This window comes from Lysobacter sp. GQ73 (assembly GCF_059758755.1).
In genome coordinates this window covers 416,415-433,678 of record NZ_JCAXEE010000001.1, presented here as the reverse complement: position 1 = coordinate 433,678, position 17,264 = coordinate 416,415, and the positions used below count along the sequence as shown (strand labels likewise).

Below are 17,264 nucleotides of genomic sequence, written 5' to 3'. Positions count from 1 at the left end.
AAAGAACCCGAACTCGATCCCGCCCCGCCTCGGTAGCAACAGGCGTGGCGCCATGGAATACCGATGATCAACAACGACGTATTGCGCAGCATCCGCTACATGCTCGACCTCAGCGACCTCAAGGTCGTCGAGATCGCCAAGCTGGCCGACCCGAACCTGCCCCTGGAAAAGGCCGACATCCAGGCGTTCCTGAAGAAGGAGGACGAGGAAGGCTATGCCGAGTGCAGCAATCTGGTGCTCGCGCATTTTCTCGACGGCCTGGTGTTCCACTATCGCGGCCGCGACGAAAGCCAGCCGCAGCGCCCGGTGGAAAAGCGCGTCACCAACAACGTGGTGTTGAAGAAGCTGCGCGTCGCCTTCGAGTTGAAGGACGTCGACATGCATCAGGCCTTCCAGGACGCTGGCTTCCCCATCTCGAAGCCGGAACTGACCGCCTTGTTCCGCCAGGCCGACCACAAGAATTTCCGCCTGTGCGGCGATCAGCTGCTGCGCAACTTCCTCAAGGGCCTGACCCTGCGCGTGCGCGGCGGCGGCTGAGGCCGCGCCTTTCGCGACTAAGCGGCAAACGCGACGGAGCCGGCGACGCCGATCCAGGCCGTCATCCATCGCGGGGTGGGAGCGGCGCAAGCCGCGACCACGCAACCCCCTTCACCCGCGTCACCAGCCGCAGGTTCGCGGTCGCGCTTGCGCCGCTCCTACCCAAGAGCAACCGCGAACCGGCAACGATTGCCTTTAGCCGTAGCCGTAGCTGTGGCTGTGGCTGTGGCTGTGGCTGTGGCTGTGGCTATGGCTGTGGCTATGGCTATGGCTGTGGCTGTGGCTGTGGCTGTGGCTGTGCGCAGCTTGGCACTCGCGAAGGCAGAAGAAGACCCAAAGGGCGGCGCGCAGGGATGCGCGCCGTTTTTCATCGGGACAGGGAGGTCCCGTATGAAAAATCACCGCGTCGGCATCGCTCGCGCGGGCCCTTGATTCAAAACAAAGAATTTTTCTTTGGTTACCTTTCTTTTGTTGCTTTAGACAAAAGAAAGTAACCCGCCGATTTAGTGGCGGAAGCTTTGGGTTTGATCTTGATCTTGATCTGGATCGATTAGACGAAAGAGGCGCCGCAAGACCGTAACGACGCAGTCGCGGCTCGCGCCGCTCCTACCCTGGCGCGAGCACGCCGCCTCGGCGAACGGCGACGGCCCCGTCATCTCTGCGCGTTCGCGGTCGCGACTCACGTCGCTCCTACAGGAGCACACCTGAAGACGACGCGACATTGGGACATGGCGGTCGCGGCTTGCGCCGCTCCTACCCCGCCAGAGCACGTCGCTTCGACGAATGACGGCGGCCTCGCCGTCTCTGCGCGTCCCGCGGTCGCGACTCACGTCGCTCCTACCGGGGATACACCCAAAGACGAAGCTAGATTGCTACATGACGGTCGCGGCTTGCGCCGCTCCTACCCTGCCAGAGCACGTCGCTTCGACGAATGACGGCGGCCTCGACGTCTCTGCGCGTCCCGCGGTCGCGACTTACGTCGCTCCTACAGGAGCACATCCGATGACGACGCAACGATCCGGACATGGCGCTCCCGGCTCACGCCCGCTCCCACTGGGAGCCGATTGCCTCTCTTCGTCATTCCCACACCGTTCCATCGAACAGCAGACTGCGGCGGCTGTCGACGGCCGGCACCGCGACGTTCAAGCGCTGCGCCGCCTCGCGATAGGTGTCCAGGCGATGGATATTGCCGAGCCGGGTCGCGTCTCCGCCCGGCTGCGCCGGCGCCAGCCAGCCCCAGCGGCGGAACTGCTGCAGGAACCAGCGCCCATCGGACAGCCAGGGAAAGTTGACCCGGCCCTCATCGTGGAAACGCAGGCCGCCGTCGCGGGTGTCGATGGCGCCGCCCGGCAGCAAGCCGGCTTCGATCGAGGCCGCCGGCAGGTCGATCACTTCCGGCCGGGCCAGCCAGGCCACCGCCTCGCGCCGATGCTCGGCCTCGTCGAGCCAGCGGCAGGCGTCGAGCAGGGTCGCGGTCAGGGCCAGCGCGAGTTCCGGCTGCAGGGCGGCGAATTCGCGCCGGCACGCCAACACTTTCTCCGGATGCCCCGGCCATAGCCGCCCGCTGCGGATCGCCACCCGGCCGGCGCCGCGCGCTTCGGCCTGGCTCGCCCAGGGTTCGCCGGCGCAGTAGCCGTCGAGTTCGCCGGCGGCGAGCGCGGCCGGCATCTGCGGCGGCGGCAGGCTCAGGCTGCGGATGTCCTCGACCGGGTTCACTCCCTGCGCGGCGAGCCAGTAATACAGCCACATCGCGTGGGTGCCGGTCGGAAAGGTCTGGGCGAACACCGGCCGCCTCGGCAGACCGGCCAACAGTTCGCGCAGCGGCCGGCCTTCGGCGAGGCCCTGCGCTAACGGCGGCGACAAGGTGATGGCCTGGCCGTTCTGGTTCAAGGTTAGCAGGATCGCCAAGTCCGCCTGCGGCCCGGCGATGCCGGCGTCGATGCCGTAGACCAGCCCGGCCAGGGCATGCGCGGCGTCGAGTTCGCCGGACAGCAGCTTGTCGCGGACCGCCGCCCACGACGCCTGCCGCCGCAGCTCCAGGCGCAAACCGTGGCGGCGGTCCAGGCCCAACCGCACCGCCGCGATCAGCGGCGCGCTATCGATCAGCGGCATATAGCCCAGGGTCAAGGTCGGCAGTTCGTGGTCGATGGTCATGCGGCCCTCATCCGATCAGGTCGGCCATGGCGATGATCTGGCGCGCCACGTCGACCAGCTTGGCGCCCTGCCGCATCGCCTGCTGGCGCAGCGCGGCGTAGGCCTCGCTTTCGCTCATGCCGCGCTTTTCCATCAGCAGGCCCTTGGCGCGGTCGATCAGTTTGCGGTCGAACAATTGCTGCTGGACGTCGTCGAGCCGGCGGCGGATATGCAATTGCTGCTCGAAGCGCGCCAGCGCCACCTGGATGATCGAGGCCAGCCGTTCCGGCGCCAGCCCGTCGACGACGTAGGCGGTGACGCCGGCGCCGACCGCGGCGCGGATCAACTGGTGGTCGCCGTCGGCGGAGAACATCACCACCGGCCGCGGCGCGTGCTGGTGCAGCATCGCCAATTGCTCCAGCGAATCGCGCGAGGGCGAGTCGACATCGACGATCACCACGTCCGGCTGCTGGGTTTCCACCGCCCGCAACAGGGCGCCGGTGGCGGCCACTTCGTCCAGCACCTCGTGGCCGGCCGCGAGCAGCGCGTTGCGCAGCTGGCCGATCGGCTTGTCGGTGTCGGTGACCAAGAGGACGCGTAGCATTGCAGCCCTGGCTGGCGGAGTCCGACCCCATGTTGCCATGCAACATGAGCCGCCGCGAGCCACCCCCCGCCGCCCCAGGAACCCGCATGGCGCTGTTTCCCCTGTTCGCCAATCTGTCCGGCCGCGAGGTCCTGGTGATCGGCGGCGGCGAGGTCGCCACCCGCAAGATCGAGGCCTTGCTGCAGGCCGGGGCGCGGGTCGAAGTGCACGCCCATGTGCTCAACGAAACTCTGCGGCAATGGCTCGGCGAGGGCCGGCTGAGCCGGCGCGAGGGCGATTTCGACCCGGACTGGATCGACCAGGCCTGGCTGCTGGTCGCGGCCACCGACGACCACGCCTTCAACCAACGCCTCGCCGACGAGGCCGGCCGGCGCAAGCGCCTGGCCAATATCGTCGACGACGCCACCCTGTCGAGCTTCCAGATCCCGGCCCTGGTCGACCGCGCGCCGCTGCAGGTCGCGATTTCCTCCGGCGGCGCCGCGCCGATGCTGGCCCGGCGCCTGCGCGAACGGCTGGAGTCGCAGCTCGATCCCTCGCTCGGCGCACTCGCCGGCCTGTTCGAACGCCATCGCGACGCGATCCGCTGGGCGCTGCCGCACCTCGCGCAGCGACGGCGCTGGTTCGACCAGGTGCTGGACGGCCCGGTGCCGGGCCTGCTCGAACGCGGCGAAAGCACGCAGGCCGAGCAGGCATTCCGGTCGGCTCTGGAGCACAGCGACGCGGTCGCGCGCAGCGGCGTGGCCTTGCTGGTCGGCACCGGCAGCGGCGACGTCGGGCAACTGACCTTGCGCGCGCCGCGCGCGCTCAACCAGGCCGATGTGCTGTTGTACGGCCCCGCCGTCGCGCCAGCGGTGCTGATGCTGGCGCGGCGCGATGCACCCCGCCGGCCGCTGCCGGGCGATGCGGATGCGCAATGGCGTTCGATACTCGATCACCTCGAAGCCGGCGACTGCGTGGTCTGCCTGCAACCCGGCGATGCCTACCGCAGTGCGCCCGGCGATGCGTTGGCTAAGCGACTCACCGGACAGGGGCTCGCGCATGAAGTGATCGCGGGGTTGGCCGGGTAGTACCCGAGCGCATGCGGTGCCTGGGCGACCGCAGAGGATCGGTGTCCCGCGCGGGCGGGCGGCGCCGGTTCGACCCGCGTCTCAGAGCGACTCTCGGTAGACGACGTTGAGCTGGATCGCGTCCCCGCCGCGGTAGTCGTCCGGTTCCAGCTTGAAGGCCGCCAGGACGTGCTTCGGCGGAGGCACGCCGTCCCATCCGTTGAAATGGATGGCATTCAGTGGCTCCGCCCTGCCCTCCAGGCGCAGCACCAGCTTCAGGTGCTTTTCGCCGAGGACGCGGAAGCTGAGCACCTCGAAGGCCAGATCGAAGGTCGGCTCGGGAAAGCCTTGGCCCCAGGGGCCGCCGTCGCGCAGCGATTCTGCGTGCGCGCGGTCGAATTCGCCGATTTCGAGTTCGCCGTCGCTGAGCACGTCGGCCTGCAGCAGCTCCGGGGTCAGAATGCGGCGGGCGCAAGCCTCGAAGGCTTCGCGGAAGGCTTCGAACGCGTCCAGGCGCAACGACAGGCCGGCGGCCATCGCATGCCCGCCGAAGCGTTCGATCAGGTCCGGGTGTTGCGCGGCGACGTCGGCCAGGGCGTCGCGGATATGGAAGCCGGGGATCGAACGCGCCGAACCGCGCAGGTGGTCGCTGCCCGGCTCGGCCGGCGCGAATGCGATCACCGGCCGATGCAGGCGCTCCTTCATCTTCGAGGCGACCAGCCCGACCACGCCGGGATGCCAATCGCCGTCGAACAGGCACAGCGCCATCGGCATCGCCGCAGCGTCGATGGCGACGCGGGCGAAGGCGAGCTCGGCCTCGTCGGTCATCTGTTGCTGCACCGCGCGGCGCTCGGCGTTGATCTCGTTGAGGGTGGAGGCGATGTCGCGCGCCTGTGCGGCGTTTTCGGTCAACAGACATTCGATGCCGAGTGCCATGTCTTCGAGACGGCCGGCGGCGTTGAGGCGCGGCGCCAGGGCGTAGCCGATGTCGGAGGCGGTGAGCCGGCGGTAGTCGCGCTGCGAGACTTCGATCAGCGCGCGCAGGCCGGCGCAGCCTTGCCCGGCGCGCAAGCGACGCAGGCCGGCGGCGACCAGGGCGCGGTTATTGGCGTCGAGCGGCACCAGGTCGGCGACCGTGCCGACCGCGACCAGGTCGAGCAGCACGCTGAGATCGGGACCGTTGCCGTCGCCGAAGGCGCCGGCGTCGCGCAGGCGCCGGCGCAAGGCCAGCAGCACGTAGAACATCACCCCGACGCCGGCCAGCATCTTGCTCGGGAACGCATCGCCGGGCTGGTTCGGGTCGACGATCGCATCGGCCGCGGGCAAGTGTTCGCCGGGCAGATGGTGATCGGTGACCAGCACTTTCCAGCCGCGGCCGCGCGCTGCGGCGATGCCGGCGTGGCAGGCGATGCCGTGGTCGACGGTGACGAGCAGATCGGGTTGCAGCGCGGCGAGTTCGTCGACCAAGGCCGGCGACAGGCCGTAGCCGTGGACGATGCGATTCGGCACCGCATGCGACACGCGTTGCGCACCGAGCATGCGCAGGCCGCGCACGCCGACCGCGCAGGCGGTGGCGCCGTCGCAATCGAAATCGCCGACCACGACGATGTGGCGGCCTGCGGCGATGGCATCGGCGAGCAACGCGGTCGCCGCATCGAGGCCGAGCATGCCGTCCGGCGGCAGCAACTGGGTCAGCCGCGGTTGCGCCTGTTCGACGCAGGTCGCGCCGCGCGCGGCATAGACCCGGCGCAGCAACGGCGGAACCGCATCCGGCCACTGTCCGGTTTCGGCCGGTGCGCGGCGACGCAGGCGTGCGACGGGTTTCATCGTGGGGTTCAGTCCTGCAGCGAACGCAGCGGCTTGCGCCAGAAGCGCCAGCGCTGCGAGCGGCTCAGCTCGAAACGTTCGCCGTCGGCGAAAGCCAGACTGACGCGATCGAGACTGCCGCCTTCGAGCGCCAGCCCGATCGGTTCGAACCAGTCGCGTTGCAAGGGGGTGATGTCGCGGGCACCGCGCAGGTCGAACAGGCGCGCACCCTCGCCCGCGGTCCAGGCCGACGGCATCTCGCCGGCGACGATGCCGGCCTGCGCGCCGAACGCGGTCAGCGCTTCGTCGTCGCTGCGCACCTCGGAATACTCGCTGCGCACGTGATCGGGCAACACGCCGGCGCCCCAGAACCACAGCGAATTGATCGGCGCCAACCCGGCGGCGATGCGCTGGGCGTTGTGCGGATGGTTGTGCAGCAGCACTTGCGCCTCGCTGAGCAGGGCGCGCCAGCGGCGGCCTTCGGGGCCGTCGCCCTCGACCCCGGGCAGGTGCTGGAACATGTCTTCGCCGAGCGCCCGCTCGGGCGAGGCGAAACGCGGCATGCGCGCTTCGCGCGGCAGCGCCAGGTACCAGCGCGTGGGAGTCGGCGCATCGATCGGAAAACCGGCGTCGCCGAACAACGGCTTCAAGGCCGGCAGCAGCGCAGCGGCATCGCGCTCGGTCAAGGCCAATGCCTCTCCATAAGCCAACAGGCGCGCGCCGTTGATGTCCGGCCGCACATAGGCCGGGTCGGCGCGCAGCCAGGCGCCGAGCATGGCGTCGCCGGCATCGCGTTGACGGGTCACCGCCGCGACCGGCCAGCCGCGCGGCAGGATGTCGAACACCCGCGCGGCCTGGTCGCCGGCCTCGACGCTTCGGTCGGCGCGCCCGAGCCGGCGCCCGAAGCTTTCGCTCAGGCGCTGGCCGCCGAACCGGGCCCGTTCGGGCAACAGCAGGGTGGCGCTGTTCATGCGCGGCGATTCCTGCGCGGCGACCCCGGGTGCGGAATCACGCTCAACCTTCGTAGCTGACGGCGACGATCTCGTACTCGTGGGTGCCGCCCGGCGCTTCGATGACGACGCTGTCGCCTTCGTTCTTGCCGATCAGCGCGCGCGCGACCGGCGAGGAGATCGCGATCAGGCCGAGTTTGATATCGGCCTCGAGGTCGCCGACGATCTGGTACTTGCGCTCCTCGTCGGTGTCGACGTTGGCCAGCTCGACGGTGGCGCCGAACACGACCTTGGAGCCCGCGTTGAGCTGGCTGATGTCGATGACCTGGGCGTGCGACAGCTCGGCTTCGAGCTGCTTGATGCGGCCTTCGATGAAACCCTGCTGTTCGCGCGCGGCGTGGTACTCGGCGTTCTCCTTGAGGTCGCCGTGGGCGCGCGCTTCGGAAATCGCGTTGATGACCGCCGGCCGCTTGACCGACTTCAGTTCTTCCAGTTCGGCGCGCAGACGCTGCGCACCCTTCACCGTCATTGGTGCTCTCATTCCAGCTTCCTCATACCGGGCTGTGCCGGCCGATCGAGTTGATTGTCGACCCCATTGTGCCGGGAACAGAAGCGCTTGACACCCTTGTGACGGGGCGCCGGGTTCCGCAACTCGGCAACAGGGATAAGGCGTCTCCCGCCCCGCTCGCGCGGGGCCGGAAGGCAGCGGGACCCGGCGACCGCCGGGCCCGCCTGTGCGGGACCGCCGCGGCCGGTCAGGCCGTGGCGGACCCGATCTGCGCGTGCAGCTCCTGCAGGGACCAGACCGGGCCGGTGCCGCGGTAGTCCAGCGAGTTCACCAGCGCGCGCGCGCCCGACACCGTGGTCGAGTAGGTCACGCGCTGTTGCAAGGCCTCGCGGCGGATCGAGAACGAGTCCGAAATCGCCTGGCGGCCTTCGGTGGTGTTGATGATGTAGACGATCTCGCCGTTCTTGATCAGGTCGACGATGTGCGGACGGCCTTCGGTCACCTTGTTCACCACTTCGCAGGCCACGCCGTTCTCGCTCAGGAAGCTCTGGGTGCCGCTGGTCGCGACCAGGCGGTAGCCGCGACGCACCAGTTCCTGCGCCACCGGCAGCACGCGCAGCTTGTCCGGGTCGCGCACCGAGATGAAAGCCTTGCCGACCGGCGGCGCCTTGATCCCGCCGGCTTCCTGCGCGCGCGCCATCGCCGCGCCGAAGTTCTTGCCGACGCCCATCACCTCGCCGGTCGAGCGCATCTCCGGTCCGAGGATCGGGTCGACCCCCTGGAACTTGGCGAACGGGAAGATCGCTTCCTTGACCGAGTAGTAGTCGGGCACGATTTCTTCGAGCGCGCCCTGCGAGGCCAGGGTCTGGCCGACCATGCAGCGCGCGGCGATCTTCGCCAGCGCCATGCCGGTGGCCTTGGACACGAACGGCACCGTGCGCGAGGCGCGCGGGTTGACCTCGATCAGGAAGATCGTGTCGTTGCCTTCGGCATCGGTCTGGATCGCGAACTGGGTGTTCATCAGGCCGACCACCTTGAGCGCCTTGGCCAGGGCCACGACCTGCTGGCGCAGGCGTTCCTGGGTCGCGGCCGACAGCGAGTACGGCGGCAGCGAGCACGAGGAGTCGCCCGAGTGCACGCCGGCTTCCTCGATGTGTTCCATCACCCCGCCGATCAGCACGTGGCCTTCGCGGTCGGCGATGATGTCGACGTCGACCTCGACCGCATTGTCGAGGAAGCGGTCGAGCAGCACCGGCGAATCGTTCGAGACCTTGACCGCGTCGCGGATGTAGCGGGTCAGGTCGGCGTCGGAGTAGACGATTTCCATGGCGCGGCCGCCGAGCACGTAGCTCGGGCGCACCACCATCGGGTAACCGATCTGGCCGGCCAGCAGCAGCGCCTCATCGGGGTTGCGCGCGGTGCGGTTGATCGGCTGGGCCAGGCCCAGTTCCTGCACCAGTTGCTGGAAGCGCTCGCGGTCCTCGGCCAGATCGATGCTGTCCGGGCTGGTGCCGATGATCGGCACGCCGTTGGCTTCGAGCGCGCGCGCGAGCTTGAGCGGGGTCTGGCCGCCGTACTGCACGATCACGCCCTTGGGTTTTTCGAGGTCGGCGATCTCGAGCACGTCTTCCAGGGTCAGCGGCTCGAAGTACAGGCGGTCGGAGGTGTCGTAGTCGGTCGAGACCGTCTCCGGGTTGCAGTTGACCATGATGGTTTCGTAGCCGTCCTCGCGCAGGGCGAGCGCGGCGTGCACGCAGCAGTAATCGAACTCGATGCCCTGGCCGATGCGGTTCGGGCCGCCGCCGAGCACGATGATCTTGTCGCGGTTGCTCGGCGCGGCCTCGCACTCGTCCTCGTAGGTCGAGTACATATAGGCGGTGCTGGTGGCGAACTCGGCAGCGCAGGAATCGACCCGCTTGTACACCGGGCGCACGCCGATGGCGCGGCGCAGGGTGCGCACCGCGGTCTCGTCGGTGCCGGTCAGCTGGGCGATGCGCGCATCCGAGAAGCCCATGCGCTTGATCGCGCGCATCCGGTTCTTGTCGAGCGCGCCCAGGCCGCCGTCGGCGATTTCGCGCTCGCTGGCGATCAGCTCTTCGATCTGGTCGAGGAACCAGGGGTCGACGAACGACAGCGCGTGCACGTCCTCGACGCTCATGCCGGCGCGGAACGCGTCGCCGATGTGGAACATGCGCTCCGGGCCCGGCTCCTTCAATTCGCGGCGCAGCTTGGTCAAGTCGGCTTCGCTGCTCAGGTCCAGGCCGGTCGGGTCGAGGCCGACCTTGCCGGTTTCCAGGCCGCGCAGGGCCTTGTGCAGCGATTCCTGGAAGGTGCGGCCCATCGCCATGACTTCGCCGACCGACTTCATCTGGGTGGTCAGGCGGGCGTCGGCCTGCGGGAACTTCTCGAAGGCGAAGCGCGGGATCTTGGTGACGACGTAGTCGATGCTCGGTTCGAACGAAGCCGGGGTGGCGCCGCCGGTGATCTCGTTGCGCAACTCGTCGAGGGTGTAGCCGATGGCGAGCTTGGCGGCGATCTTGGCGATCGGGAAGCCGGTGGCCTTGGAGGCCAGCGCCGAGGAGCGCGACACGCGCGGGTTCATTTCGATGACCACGACGCGGCCGTCGTGCGCGTTGATGCCGAACTGGACGTTGGAACCGCCGGTGTCGACGCCGATCTTGCGCAGCACCGCGATCGAGGCATCGCGCAGGCGCTGGTATTCCTTGTCGGTCAGGGTCTGCGCCGGCGCGACCGTGATCGAGTCGCCGGTGTGCACGCCCATCGCGTCGAAGTTCTCGATCGAGCAGACGATGATGCAGTTGTCCGCGGTGTCGCGGACCACTTCCATCTCGAATTCCTTCCAGCCCAGCACCGACTCTTCGACCAGGATCTCGTGCACCGGCGAGAGTTCCAGGCCGCGCTTGGCGATCTCCTCGAACTCTTCCTTGTTGTAGGCGATTCCGCCGCCGGTGCCGCCGAGGGTGAAGCTCGGGCGGATGATGGTCGGGTAGCCGACGCGGGTCTGGATGTCGACGGCCTGCTCGAAGGTGCGCGCGACTTCGGCCTTCGGGCATTCCAGGCCGATCTCGCTCATGGCGATGCGGAACAGCTCGCGGTCTTCGGCCATGCGGATGGCGTCGCGCTTGGCGCCGATCAGCTCGACGTTGTACTTCTCCAGCACGCCGTTGTCGGCCAGGTCGAGCGCGCAGTTCAGCGCGGTCTGGCCGCCCATGGTCGGCAGCAGCGCGTCGGGCTTTTCCTTGGCGATGATCTTCTCGACCGTCTGCCAGTTGATCGGCTCGATGTACACGGCGTCGGCCATGTTCGGGTCGGTCATGATCGTGGCCGGATTCGAATTCACCAGCACGACGCGGTAGCCCTCGTCGCGCAGCGCCTTGCACGCCTGCGCGCCGGAGTAGTCGAATTCGCAGGCCTGTCCGATCACGATCGGGCCGGCGCCGATGATCAGGACGGTTTTGATGTCGGTACGCTTGGGCATGTTTTAACTCCGGGACTCGGGGCTCGGGACTTGGGACTCGGTCTCAAGCCTGCGAACAAGGGACTGATGAAGGCGTTGCAGCATCTGCCCCACCCGCTCACATTCTTCGATAGCGTTCGTGCGTGTCGTCTCGTCGCCGAGCGTCAGCTCGCCGGACAAGATCAACTGTGTTTGCAGCTCGGCAGAGGAACCCAGCGCCATCGACACGAATCGCGCGTAGTCCCGGGTGCTGTGCCGGGCATTGCCCTCGGCGATGTTCGATGGAATCGATACCGCCGAGCGCTGTAGCTGGGAACTCAAGCCATATCGCTCGTCGCGAGGAAAGCCGGCGGTCAGTTGATAGACCTGCTTGGCTAGCGACTTCGCCAGACGCCAGACTTCCAATTCGCGGAAGTGCGAAATGCTCATCCGGCTCCTTTCGAGTCCCGAGTCCCGAGTCCCGAGTCCCGCATCGAATCAACGAACCGATCGAACAGGGGCGACACATCGTGCGGACCCGGACTGGCTTCCGGGTGGCCCTGGAAGCTGAAGGCCGGCGCGTCGGTCAGGGCGATGCCCTGGTTGCTGCCGTCGAACAGCGAGCGATGGGTCACGCGCACATTGGCGGGCAGCGAGGCCTCGTCGACCGCGAAACCGTGGTTCTGCGAGGTGATCATCACCCGGCCGCCGTCGAGGTCCTGGACCGGGTGGTTGGCGCCGTGGTGGCCGAACTTCATCTTCAGGGTCTTCGCGCCCGAGGCCAGGCCGAGCAGCTGGTGGCCGAGGCAGATGCCGAAGGTCGGGACCTTCCTGGCGATGAATTCCTTGATCGCGGCGATCGCGTAGTCGCAGGGCTCCGGGTCGCCGGGGCCGTTGGACAGGAACACGCCGTCGGGATTGAGCGCCAGCACCTCGGCGGCCGGGGTCTGCGCCGGCACCACGGTGACGCGGCAACCGCGCTCGGCGAGCATGCGCAGGATGTTGAGCTTGACCCCGAAGTCGTAAGCGACGACATGGAAGCGCGGCTCGACCTTGACGAAGGCGTTGCGGTCCAGGTCGAGCTGGCCCTCGGTCCACTCGTAGCGCTCGCGCGTGCAGACTTCCTTGGCCAGGTCCATGCCCTTGAGGCCGGGGAACTTGCGCGCGGCTTCGATCGCCTTGGCCACGTCGATCTCCCCGGCCATCAACGTGCCGTTCTGGGCGCCGGTGTCGCGCAGCAGGCGAGTCAGCTTGCGCGTGTCGATGTCGGAGATGGCCACCACGCCGCGATCGCTGAGCCACTGCGGCAACGCGACCTGACTGCGCCAGTTGCTCGGGCGGCGCGGCACGTCGCGCACGATCAGGCCCGAGGCCCAGACCCGGCGCGCTTCGTCGTCCTGGCCGGTGCAGCCGGTGTTGCCGACGTGCGGATAGGTCAAGGTGACCAATTGGCGGGCATACGAGGGATCGGTGAGGATTTCCTGGTAGCCGGTGATCGCGGTGTTGAATACGACTTCGCCGACGCTGAGGCCGGGCGCGCCTACGGAAACGCCCTCGAACACGGTTCCGTCTTCGAGTGCGAGGATTGCGGGTTGGGTCACGGGGGTCGCCTTGGCTGCCGAAGGATCTGATCCCGTGCGCGACATCGGCAAAACCGACTTGCAGCAAAGCGCGGACGCGGTGCGGGACCGGTCCGGCGTTCGGGATTCAGGCGAGCCGGAATTCTAGCGGCGATGCGCTCCGGAAGCCAGCTAAAATTTGTCCGGATCGCGGTGGCCCGGCCTGTTCAGGCAGCGGCGGCGCGACACATTCCGCGCGGATTTGTCGTAGTTCCGCGCCGCCTACGCGCCGGCAACGCCTGAACGAAAGCTGCGTGCCCTGCCCGGCCGGCCCGGACACGCCCTTTTCGACCCGGCGAGCCGCCCCGGAACTCCCGCTGCCGGGTTCGGGGCACCGGGTCAAAAGCCGCTCAGAGGTTCGGAAACATCAGCTCGGCCAGCCCGTAGCGCCCCGGCGCCTGGTGGGCGACCCGCAGCGCGGCCTCGAGCGCGCCGCGGGCGAAGATGTCGCGATTGGTGGCGCGATGGATCAGCTCCAGGCGCTCGCCGGCGGCGGCGAACTGAACCGTATGCTCGCCGACGATGTCGCCGGCGCGCAGGCTGGCGTAATGCGGCTCCTCGCCGCGACCGATCGCCGCGGCCGCGCCCAGGTGTAGGGCGGTGCCCGAGGGCGCATCGAGCTTGCGGGTGTGGTGGGCCTCGATCACGTCGCAGTCCCAGCCCGGCAAGGCCGCGGCGGCCCGCCGGACCAGTTCGGTCAACACCGCCACGCCGAGGCTGTAGTTGGCCGCCCAGACCACGGCGATGCCGTTGGCGGCGTCGTTGATCGCGGCGTTCTGCGCCGAACTGAGCCCGGTGGTGCCGGACACCAGCGCCTTGCCGCGCGCCGCGCACAGCGCCAGCACCGGGTCGAAGCCCTGCGGCAGGCTGAAATCGATGGCGACGTCGAACTCCGGCGCCCCCGACAGCTCGGCGACGGCGAAATGCGGCACTCCGTCGATGACCCGCTGGGCCGGCTGCGAACGCGAGTACGCCGCGACCACGTTCAAGTCCGCGCGCTCGGCGGCCAGACGCAACAGGGCCTGGCCCATGCGCCCGGAAGCGCCGTGGATCAGGAGACGGACGGGGGTCTTGGTGGGCTCGCTCATGCGCGCAGGCTAGCGGCTGCGCGGGGGCGAGGACAAGCGCTGATGCATGTGGTTCACGCTGTGGCACGCGGCGCGACCGGCGCCCTACGATGGATTCGCCACCTGGCCGACGGAAACAAACACCGCGGCTGAAACCTCGAGCGATTCGTCGACGCCACGAATGCGGCCGAACGGCTGCTTCAACAAGGTCCGCGTGGATCTTCTAGGGCGCATACCTGCGAGAAGGGGCCGAAGCCCCTTTCGCAATGCATTCGAAACGCTTGGATTCAGGACGTCATGCGGTCCCAGAACCCTTTGACCCCGTCCAGAAAGGTGGAGGACCGTGGCGAGTGCTTTCGCGCCCCCTCACCCACGAACGTAGCCTCGAACTTCTCCAGCAGCTCGCGCTGCTCGGGGGTCAGGTTGACCGGCGTCTCGACCACGGCGCGACAGTACAGGTCGCCCGGCTTGCGGCTGCGCACCGACTTGACGCCCTTGTCGCGCAGGCGGAACAGCTTGCCGCTCTGGGTTTCGCCCGGAATGCGCAGCTCCACCTCGCCGCCGAGCGTCGGCACCCGGATGGTGTCGCCGAGCGCGGCCTGGGAAATGCGGATCGGCACTTCGCAATGCAGGTCGTCGCCGTCGCGCTGGAAGATCTCGTGCTCGCGCACGCGCACTTCCACGTACAGATCGCCCGGCGGCGAACCGGGCGGGCCGGCCTCGCCTTCGCCGGTCAGGCGGATGCGGTCGCCGTTGTCGACACCGGCCGGAATTTTCACCGACAAGGTCTTGGTGCGCTCGACCCGGCCCTGGCCATGGCAGTCGGCGCAGGGGTTGGCGATGCTCTGGCCGCGGCCGTTGCAATGCGGGCAGGTCTGTTGCATCGAGAAGATGCCGCGCTGGAAGCGCACCTGGCCGCGGCCGCCGCAGGTCGTGCAGGTCTCGACTTTGCCGTCGGCCGAGCCGCTGCCTTCGCAGGTGTCGCAGGCGTCCAGGGTCGGGATCTCGATCTGCTTCTCGATGCCGCCGACCGCCTCTTCCAGCGACAGCTCCATCACGTAGCCGATGTCGGCGCCGCGACGCGGCGCGCGCGCACCGCCGCCTCCGCCACCACCGAATATGTTGCCGAAGATGTCGCCGAAGATGTCGCCCATGTCGGCGTAGCCGGGACCACCGCCGCCACCGCCGCCCATGCCGTGCTCGAACGCGGCGTGGCCGTGCTGGTCGTAGGCGCGGCGCTTGTTGGCGTCGGCCAGGACCTCGTAGGCCTCCTTGCATTCCTTGAACGCGGCTTCCGCGGCCGCGTCGCCCGGATTGCGGTCCGGATGATATTTCATCGCGCAGCGGCGATAGGCCTTCTTGAGGTCGTCGTCGCCGGCGTTGCGCGCAACGCCCAGCACTTCGTAATAGTCGCGTTTGCTCATAAGGCCGGGATTCGTGATTCGAGAGTCGGGATTCGTTACCGCGAGGACTTACCGGGGCGGAAAGGACCTCGGGAACCGGCAGAGCCTGGCTCTGCCGATTCCCGAGTCCGTGTTCCGATACCGGCTTACTTCTTGTCTTCGTCCTTCACTTCGGTGAATTCCGCGTCGACCACGTCTTCGGACTTGGCCGAGCCGGCTTCGGCGGCGCCGCCGGCCTCCGGCTGCGCGGCCTGGGCCGCGGCGAACAGCGACTGCGCGGCCTCTTCCAGCGCCTTCGACTTGGCCTCGATCTGGCCCTTGTCGTCGCCCTTCATCGCCGTTTCGAGGTCGGCGATGGCCGCCTCGGCGCGGCCGATCTGGTCGCCCGGCAACTTCTCGCCGTGCTCCTTGATCGTGCTGCGGGCCATGTGGATCAGGCCGTCGGCGTGGTTGCGCGCCTGCACCAGCTCGTGGAACTTCTGGTCTTCCTCGCGGTTGGCTTCGGCGTCGGCGACCATCTTGGCGATCTCTTCCTCGGACAGGCCCGAGCCGGCCTTGATCTCGACCTTCTGCTCCTTGTTGGTCTTCTTGTCCTTGGCGCTGACGTGCAGGATGCCGTTGGCGTCGATGTCGAACGACACCTCGACCTGCGGCATGCCGCGCGGCGAGGGTTCGATGCCGGACAGGTCGAAACGGGCCAGCGACTTGTTGAAGCGGGCCTGTTCGCGCTCGCCCTGCAGCACGTGCACGGTCACCGCGGACTGGTTGTCCTCGGCCGTCGAGAAGGTCTGCGAGGCCTTGGTCGGCACCGTGGTGTTCTTCTCGATGATCTTGGTGAACACGCCGCCGAGGGTCTCGATGCCCAGCGACAGCGGGGTCACGTCGAGCAGCAGCACGTCCTTGACGTCGCCGGCCAGCACGCCGCCCTGGATCGCGGCGCCGACGGCGACCGCTTCGTCCGGGTTGACGTCCTTGCGCGGTTCCTTGCCGAAGAACTCGGCCACGGCCTGGCTGACCTTGGGCATGCGGGTCTGGCCGCCGACCAGGATCACTTCGCTGACGTCGCTGGCGCGCAGGCCGGCGTCGTTGAGGGCGATGCGGCAGGGTTCGATGGTCTTCTTGACCAGGTCCTCGACCAGCGACTCCAGCTTGGCGCGGGTCAGCTTGATGTTGAGGTGCTTCGGACCCGAAGCGTCGGCGGTCACGTACGGCAGGTTGACTTCGGTCTGCTGCGAGGACGACAGCTCGATCTTGGCGCGCTCGGCCGCATCCTTCAGGCGCTGCAGCGCCAGCGGATCCTTGCGCAGGTCGATGCCCTGGTCCTTCTGGAACTCTTCGACCAAGTAGTCGATGACGCGCTTGTCGAAGTCTTCGCCGCCGAGGAAGGTGTCGCCGTTGGTCGACAGCACTTCGACCTGCATTTCGCCGTCGACCGAAGCGATCTCGATGATCGACACGTCGAAGGTGCCGCCGCCGAGGTCGTAGACCGCGACCTTGCGGTCGCCGCCCTTCTTGTCCATGCCGTAGGCCAACGCCGCTGCGGTCGGCTCGTTGATGATGCGCTTGACTTCCAGGCCGGCGATCTTGCCGGCGTCCTTGGTCGCCTGGCGCTGGCTGTCGTTGAAGTAGGCCGGCACGGTGATGACCGCTTCGGTGACCGGCTCGCCCAGGTAGGCTTCGGCGGTCTTCTTCATCTTGCCCAGCACTTCGGCCGAGATCTGCTGCGGCGCCATCTTCTTGCCGTCCTGGGTCGCGACCCAGGCGTCGCCGTTGTCGTGCGGGACGATCGCGTACGGCACCAGGCCGAGATCCTTCTGCACTTCGGCGTCGGTCATCTTGCGGCCGATCAGGCGCTTGACCGCGTAGAAGGTGTTCTTGGGATTGGTGACCGCCTGGCGCTTGGCCGAAGCGCCGACCAGCACTTCGCCGTCCTTGGTGAACGCGACGATCGACGGCGTGGTGCGGTCGCCTTCGGAATTTTCGATGACCTTGGCCTTGCCGCCTTCCATGATCGCGACGCAGGAATTGGTGGTGCCCAGGTCGATGCCGATGATCTTGCCCATACGTAGTGCTCCCTCTCGAATGCTTGAAATAGTGGGGCGGTCCGCGCAGTGCGCCGTGCCGCCGATGTCCG

Annotated in this window: 13 protein-coding genes; 2 read left to right on the top strand and 11 right to left on the bottom strand. The window is 68.1% G+C overall.

What is annotated here, in order from left to right; genetic code table 11:
• Positions 1-63: 63 nt before the first annotated feature.
• Positions 64-537, top strand: a complete 474-nt coding sequence (locus AC6CH2_RS01805) for a YehS family protein (protein ID WP_435393662.1) — start codon at positions 64-66, stop codon at positions 535-537.
• Positions 538-1,614: 1,077 nt separating this feature from the next.
• On the opposite strand, the gene AC6CH2_RS01800 is transcribed toward AC6CH2_RS01805, so the two are convergent.
• Both AC6CH2_RS01800 and AC6CH2_RS01795 read right to left on the bottom strand, forming a co-directional pair.
• Positions 1,615-2,691: a CmpA/NrtA family ABC transporter substrate-binding protein gene (locus tag AC6CH2_RS01800; protein ID WP_498267671.1), complete on the bottom strand. Its 1,077-nt coding sequence runs from the start codon at positions 2,689-2,691 to the stop codon at positions 1,615-1,617.
• Between the two features lie 7 nt (positions 2,692-2,698).
• Positions 2,699-3,274 (bottom strand): ANTAR domain-containing response regulator, encoded by a 576-nt coding sequence (locus tag AC6CH2_RS01795; protein WP_498267670.1) that lies wholly within the window; start codon positions 3,272-3,274, stop codon positions 2,699-2,701.
• 86 nt (positions 3,275-3,360) lie between these two features.
• Between AC6CH2_RS01795 and AC6CH2_RS01790 the strand changes: the two genes are divergently transcribed.
• Complete coding sequence (locus AC6CH2_RS01790; protein ID WP_498267669.1) at positions 3,361-4,341, top strand: siroheme synthase; 981 nt, start codon at positions 3,361-3,363, stop codon at positions 4,339-4,341.
• A gap of 81 nt (positions 4,342-4,422) precedes the next feature.
• On the opposite strand, the gene recJ is transcribed toward AC6CH2_RS01790, so the two are convergent.
• From recJ to dnaK, 9 genes are all read right to left on the bottom strand, one after another.
• Positions 4,423-6,147, bottom strand: coding sequence for a single-stranded-DNA-specific exonuclease RecJ (recJ, locus tag AC6CH2_RS01785; protein ID WP_498267668.1), 1,725 nt, complete (start codon positions 6,145-6,147; stop codon positions 4,423-4,425).
• Between the two features lie 8 nt (positions 6,148-6,155).
• Entirely contained in the window at positions 6,156-7,097 is a 942-nt protein-coding gene (locus AC6CH2_RS01780; RefSeq protein ID WP_498267667.1) for a phosphoglycerate mutase, read from the bottom strand.
• A 43-nt stretch (positions 7,098-7,140) separates the two neighbouring features.
• A complete protein-coding gene (gene greA, locus AC6CH2_RS01775) occupies positions 7,141-7,617 on the bottom strand; it encodes a transcription elongation factor GreA (RefSeq protein ID WP_435394863.1) in 477 nt (158 codons plus the stop codon).
• A gap of 214 nt (positions 7,618-7,831) precedes the next feature.
• A complete protein-coding gene (gene carB / locus AC6CH2_RS01770; protein ID WP_498267666.1) occupies positions 7,832-11,083 on the bottom strand; it encodes a carbamoyl-phosphate synthase large subunit in 3,252 nt (1,083 codons plus the stop codon).
• A gap of 3 nt (positions 11,084-11,086) precedes the next feature.
• On the bottom strand, positions 11,087-11,491 hold the full coding sequence (locus AC6CH2_RS01765) for a four helix bundle protein (protein ID WP_498267665.1): 405 nt from the start codon (positions 11,489-11,491) through the stop codon (positions 11,087-11,089).
• Positions 11,488-12,642, bottom strand: a complete 1,155-nt coding sequence (gene carA, locus AC6CH2_RS01760) for a glutamine-hydrolyzing carbamoyl-phosphate synthase small subunit (RefSeq protein ID WP_498267664.1) — start codon at positions 12,640-12,642, stop codon at positions 11,488-11,490. Before carA ends, AC6CH2_RS01765 begins: the two co-directional genes overlap by 4 nt.
• Before the next feature lie 368 nt (positions 12,643-13,010).
• Positions 13,011-13,748: a 4-hydroxy-tetrahydrodipicolinate reductase gene (gene dapB / locus AC6CH2_RS01755; protein ID WP_498267663.1), complete on the bottom strand. Its 738-nt coding sequence runs from the start codon at positions 13,746-13,748 to the stop codon at positions 13,011-13,013.
• 266 nt (positions 13,749-14,014) lie between these two features.
• The gene (gene dnaJ / locus AC6CH2_RS01750; RefSeq protein ID WP_498267662.1) at positions 14,015-15,151 is read right to left on the bottom strand and encodes a molecular chaperone DnaJ; all 1,137 of its coding nucleotides are present in this window, start codon (positions 15,149-15,151) and stop codon (positions 14,015-14,017) included.
• 125 nt (positions 15,152-15,276) lie between these two features.
• Positions 15,277-17,193, bottom strand: coding sequence for a molecular chaperone DnaK (gene dnaK / locus AC6CH2_RS01745; RefSeq protein WP_435394857.1), 1,917 nt, complete (start codon positions 17,191-17,193; stop codon positions 15,277-15,279).
• Between the last annotated feature and the right edge of the window lie 71 nt (positions 17,194-17,264).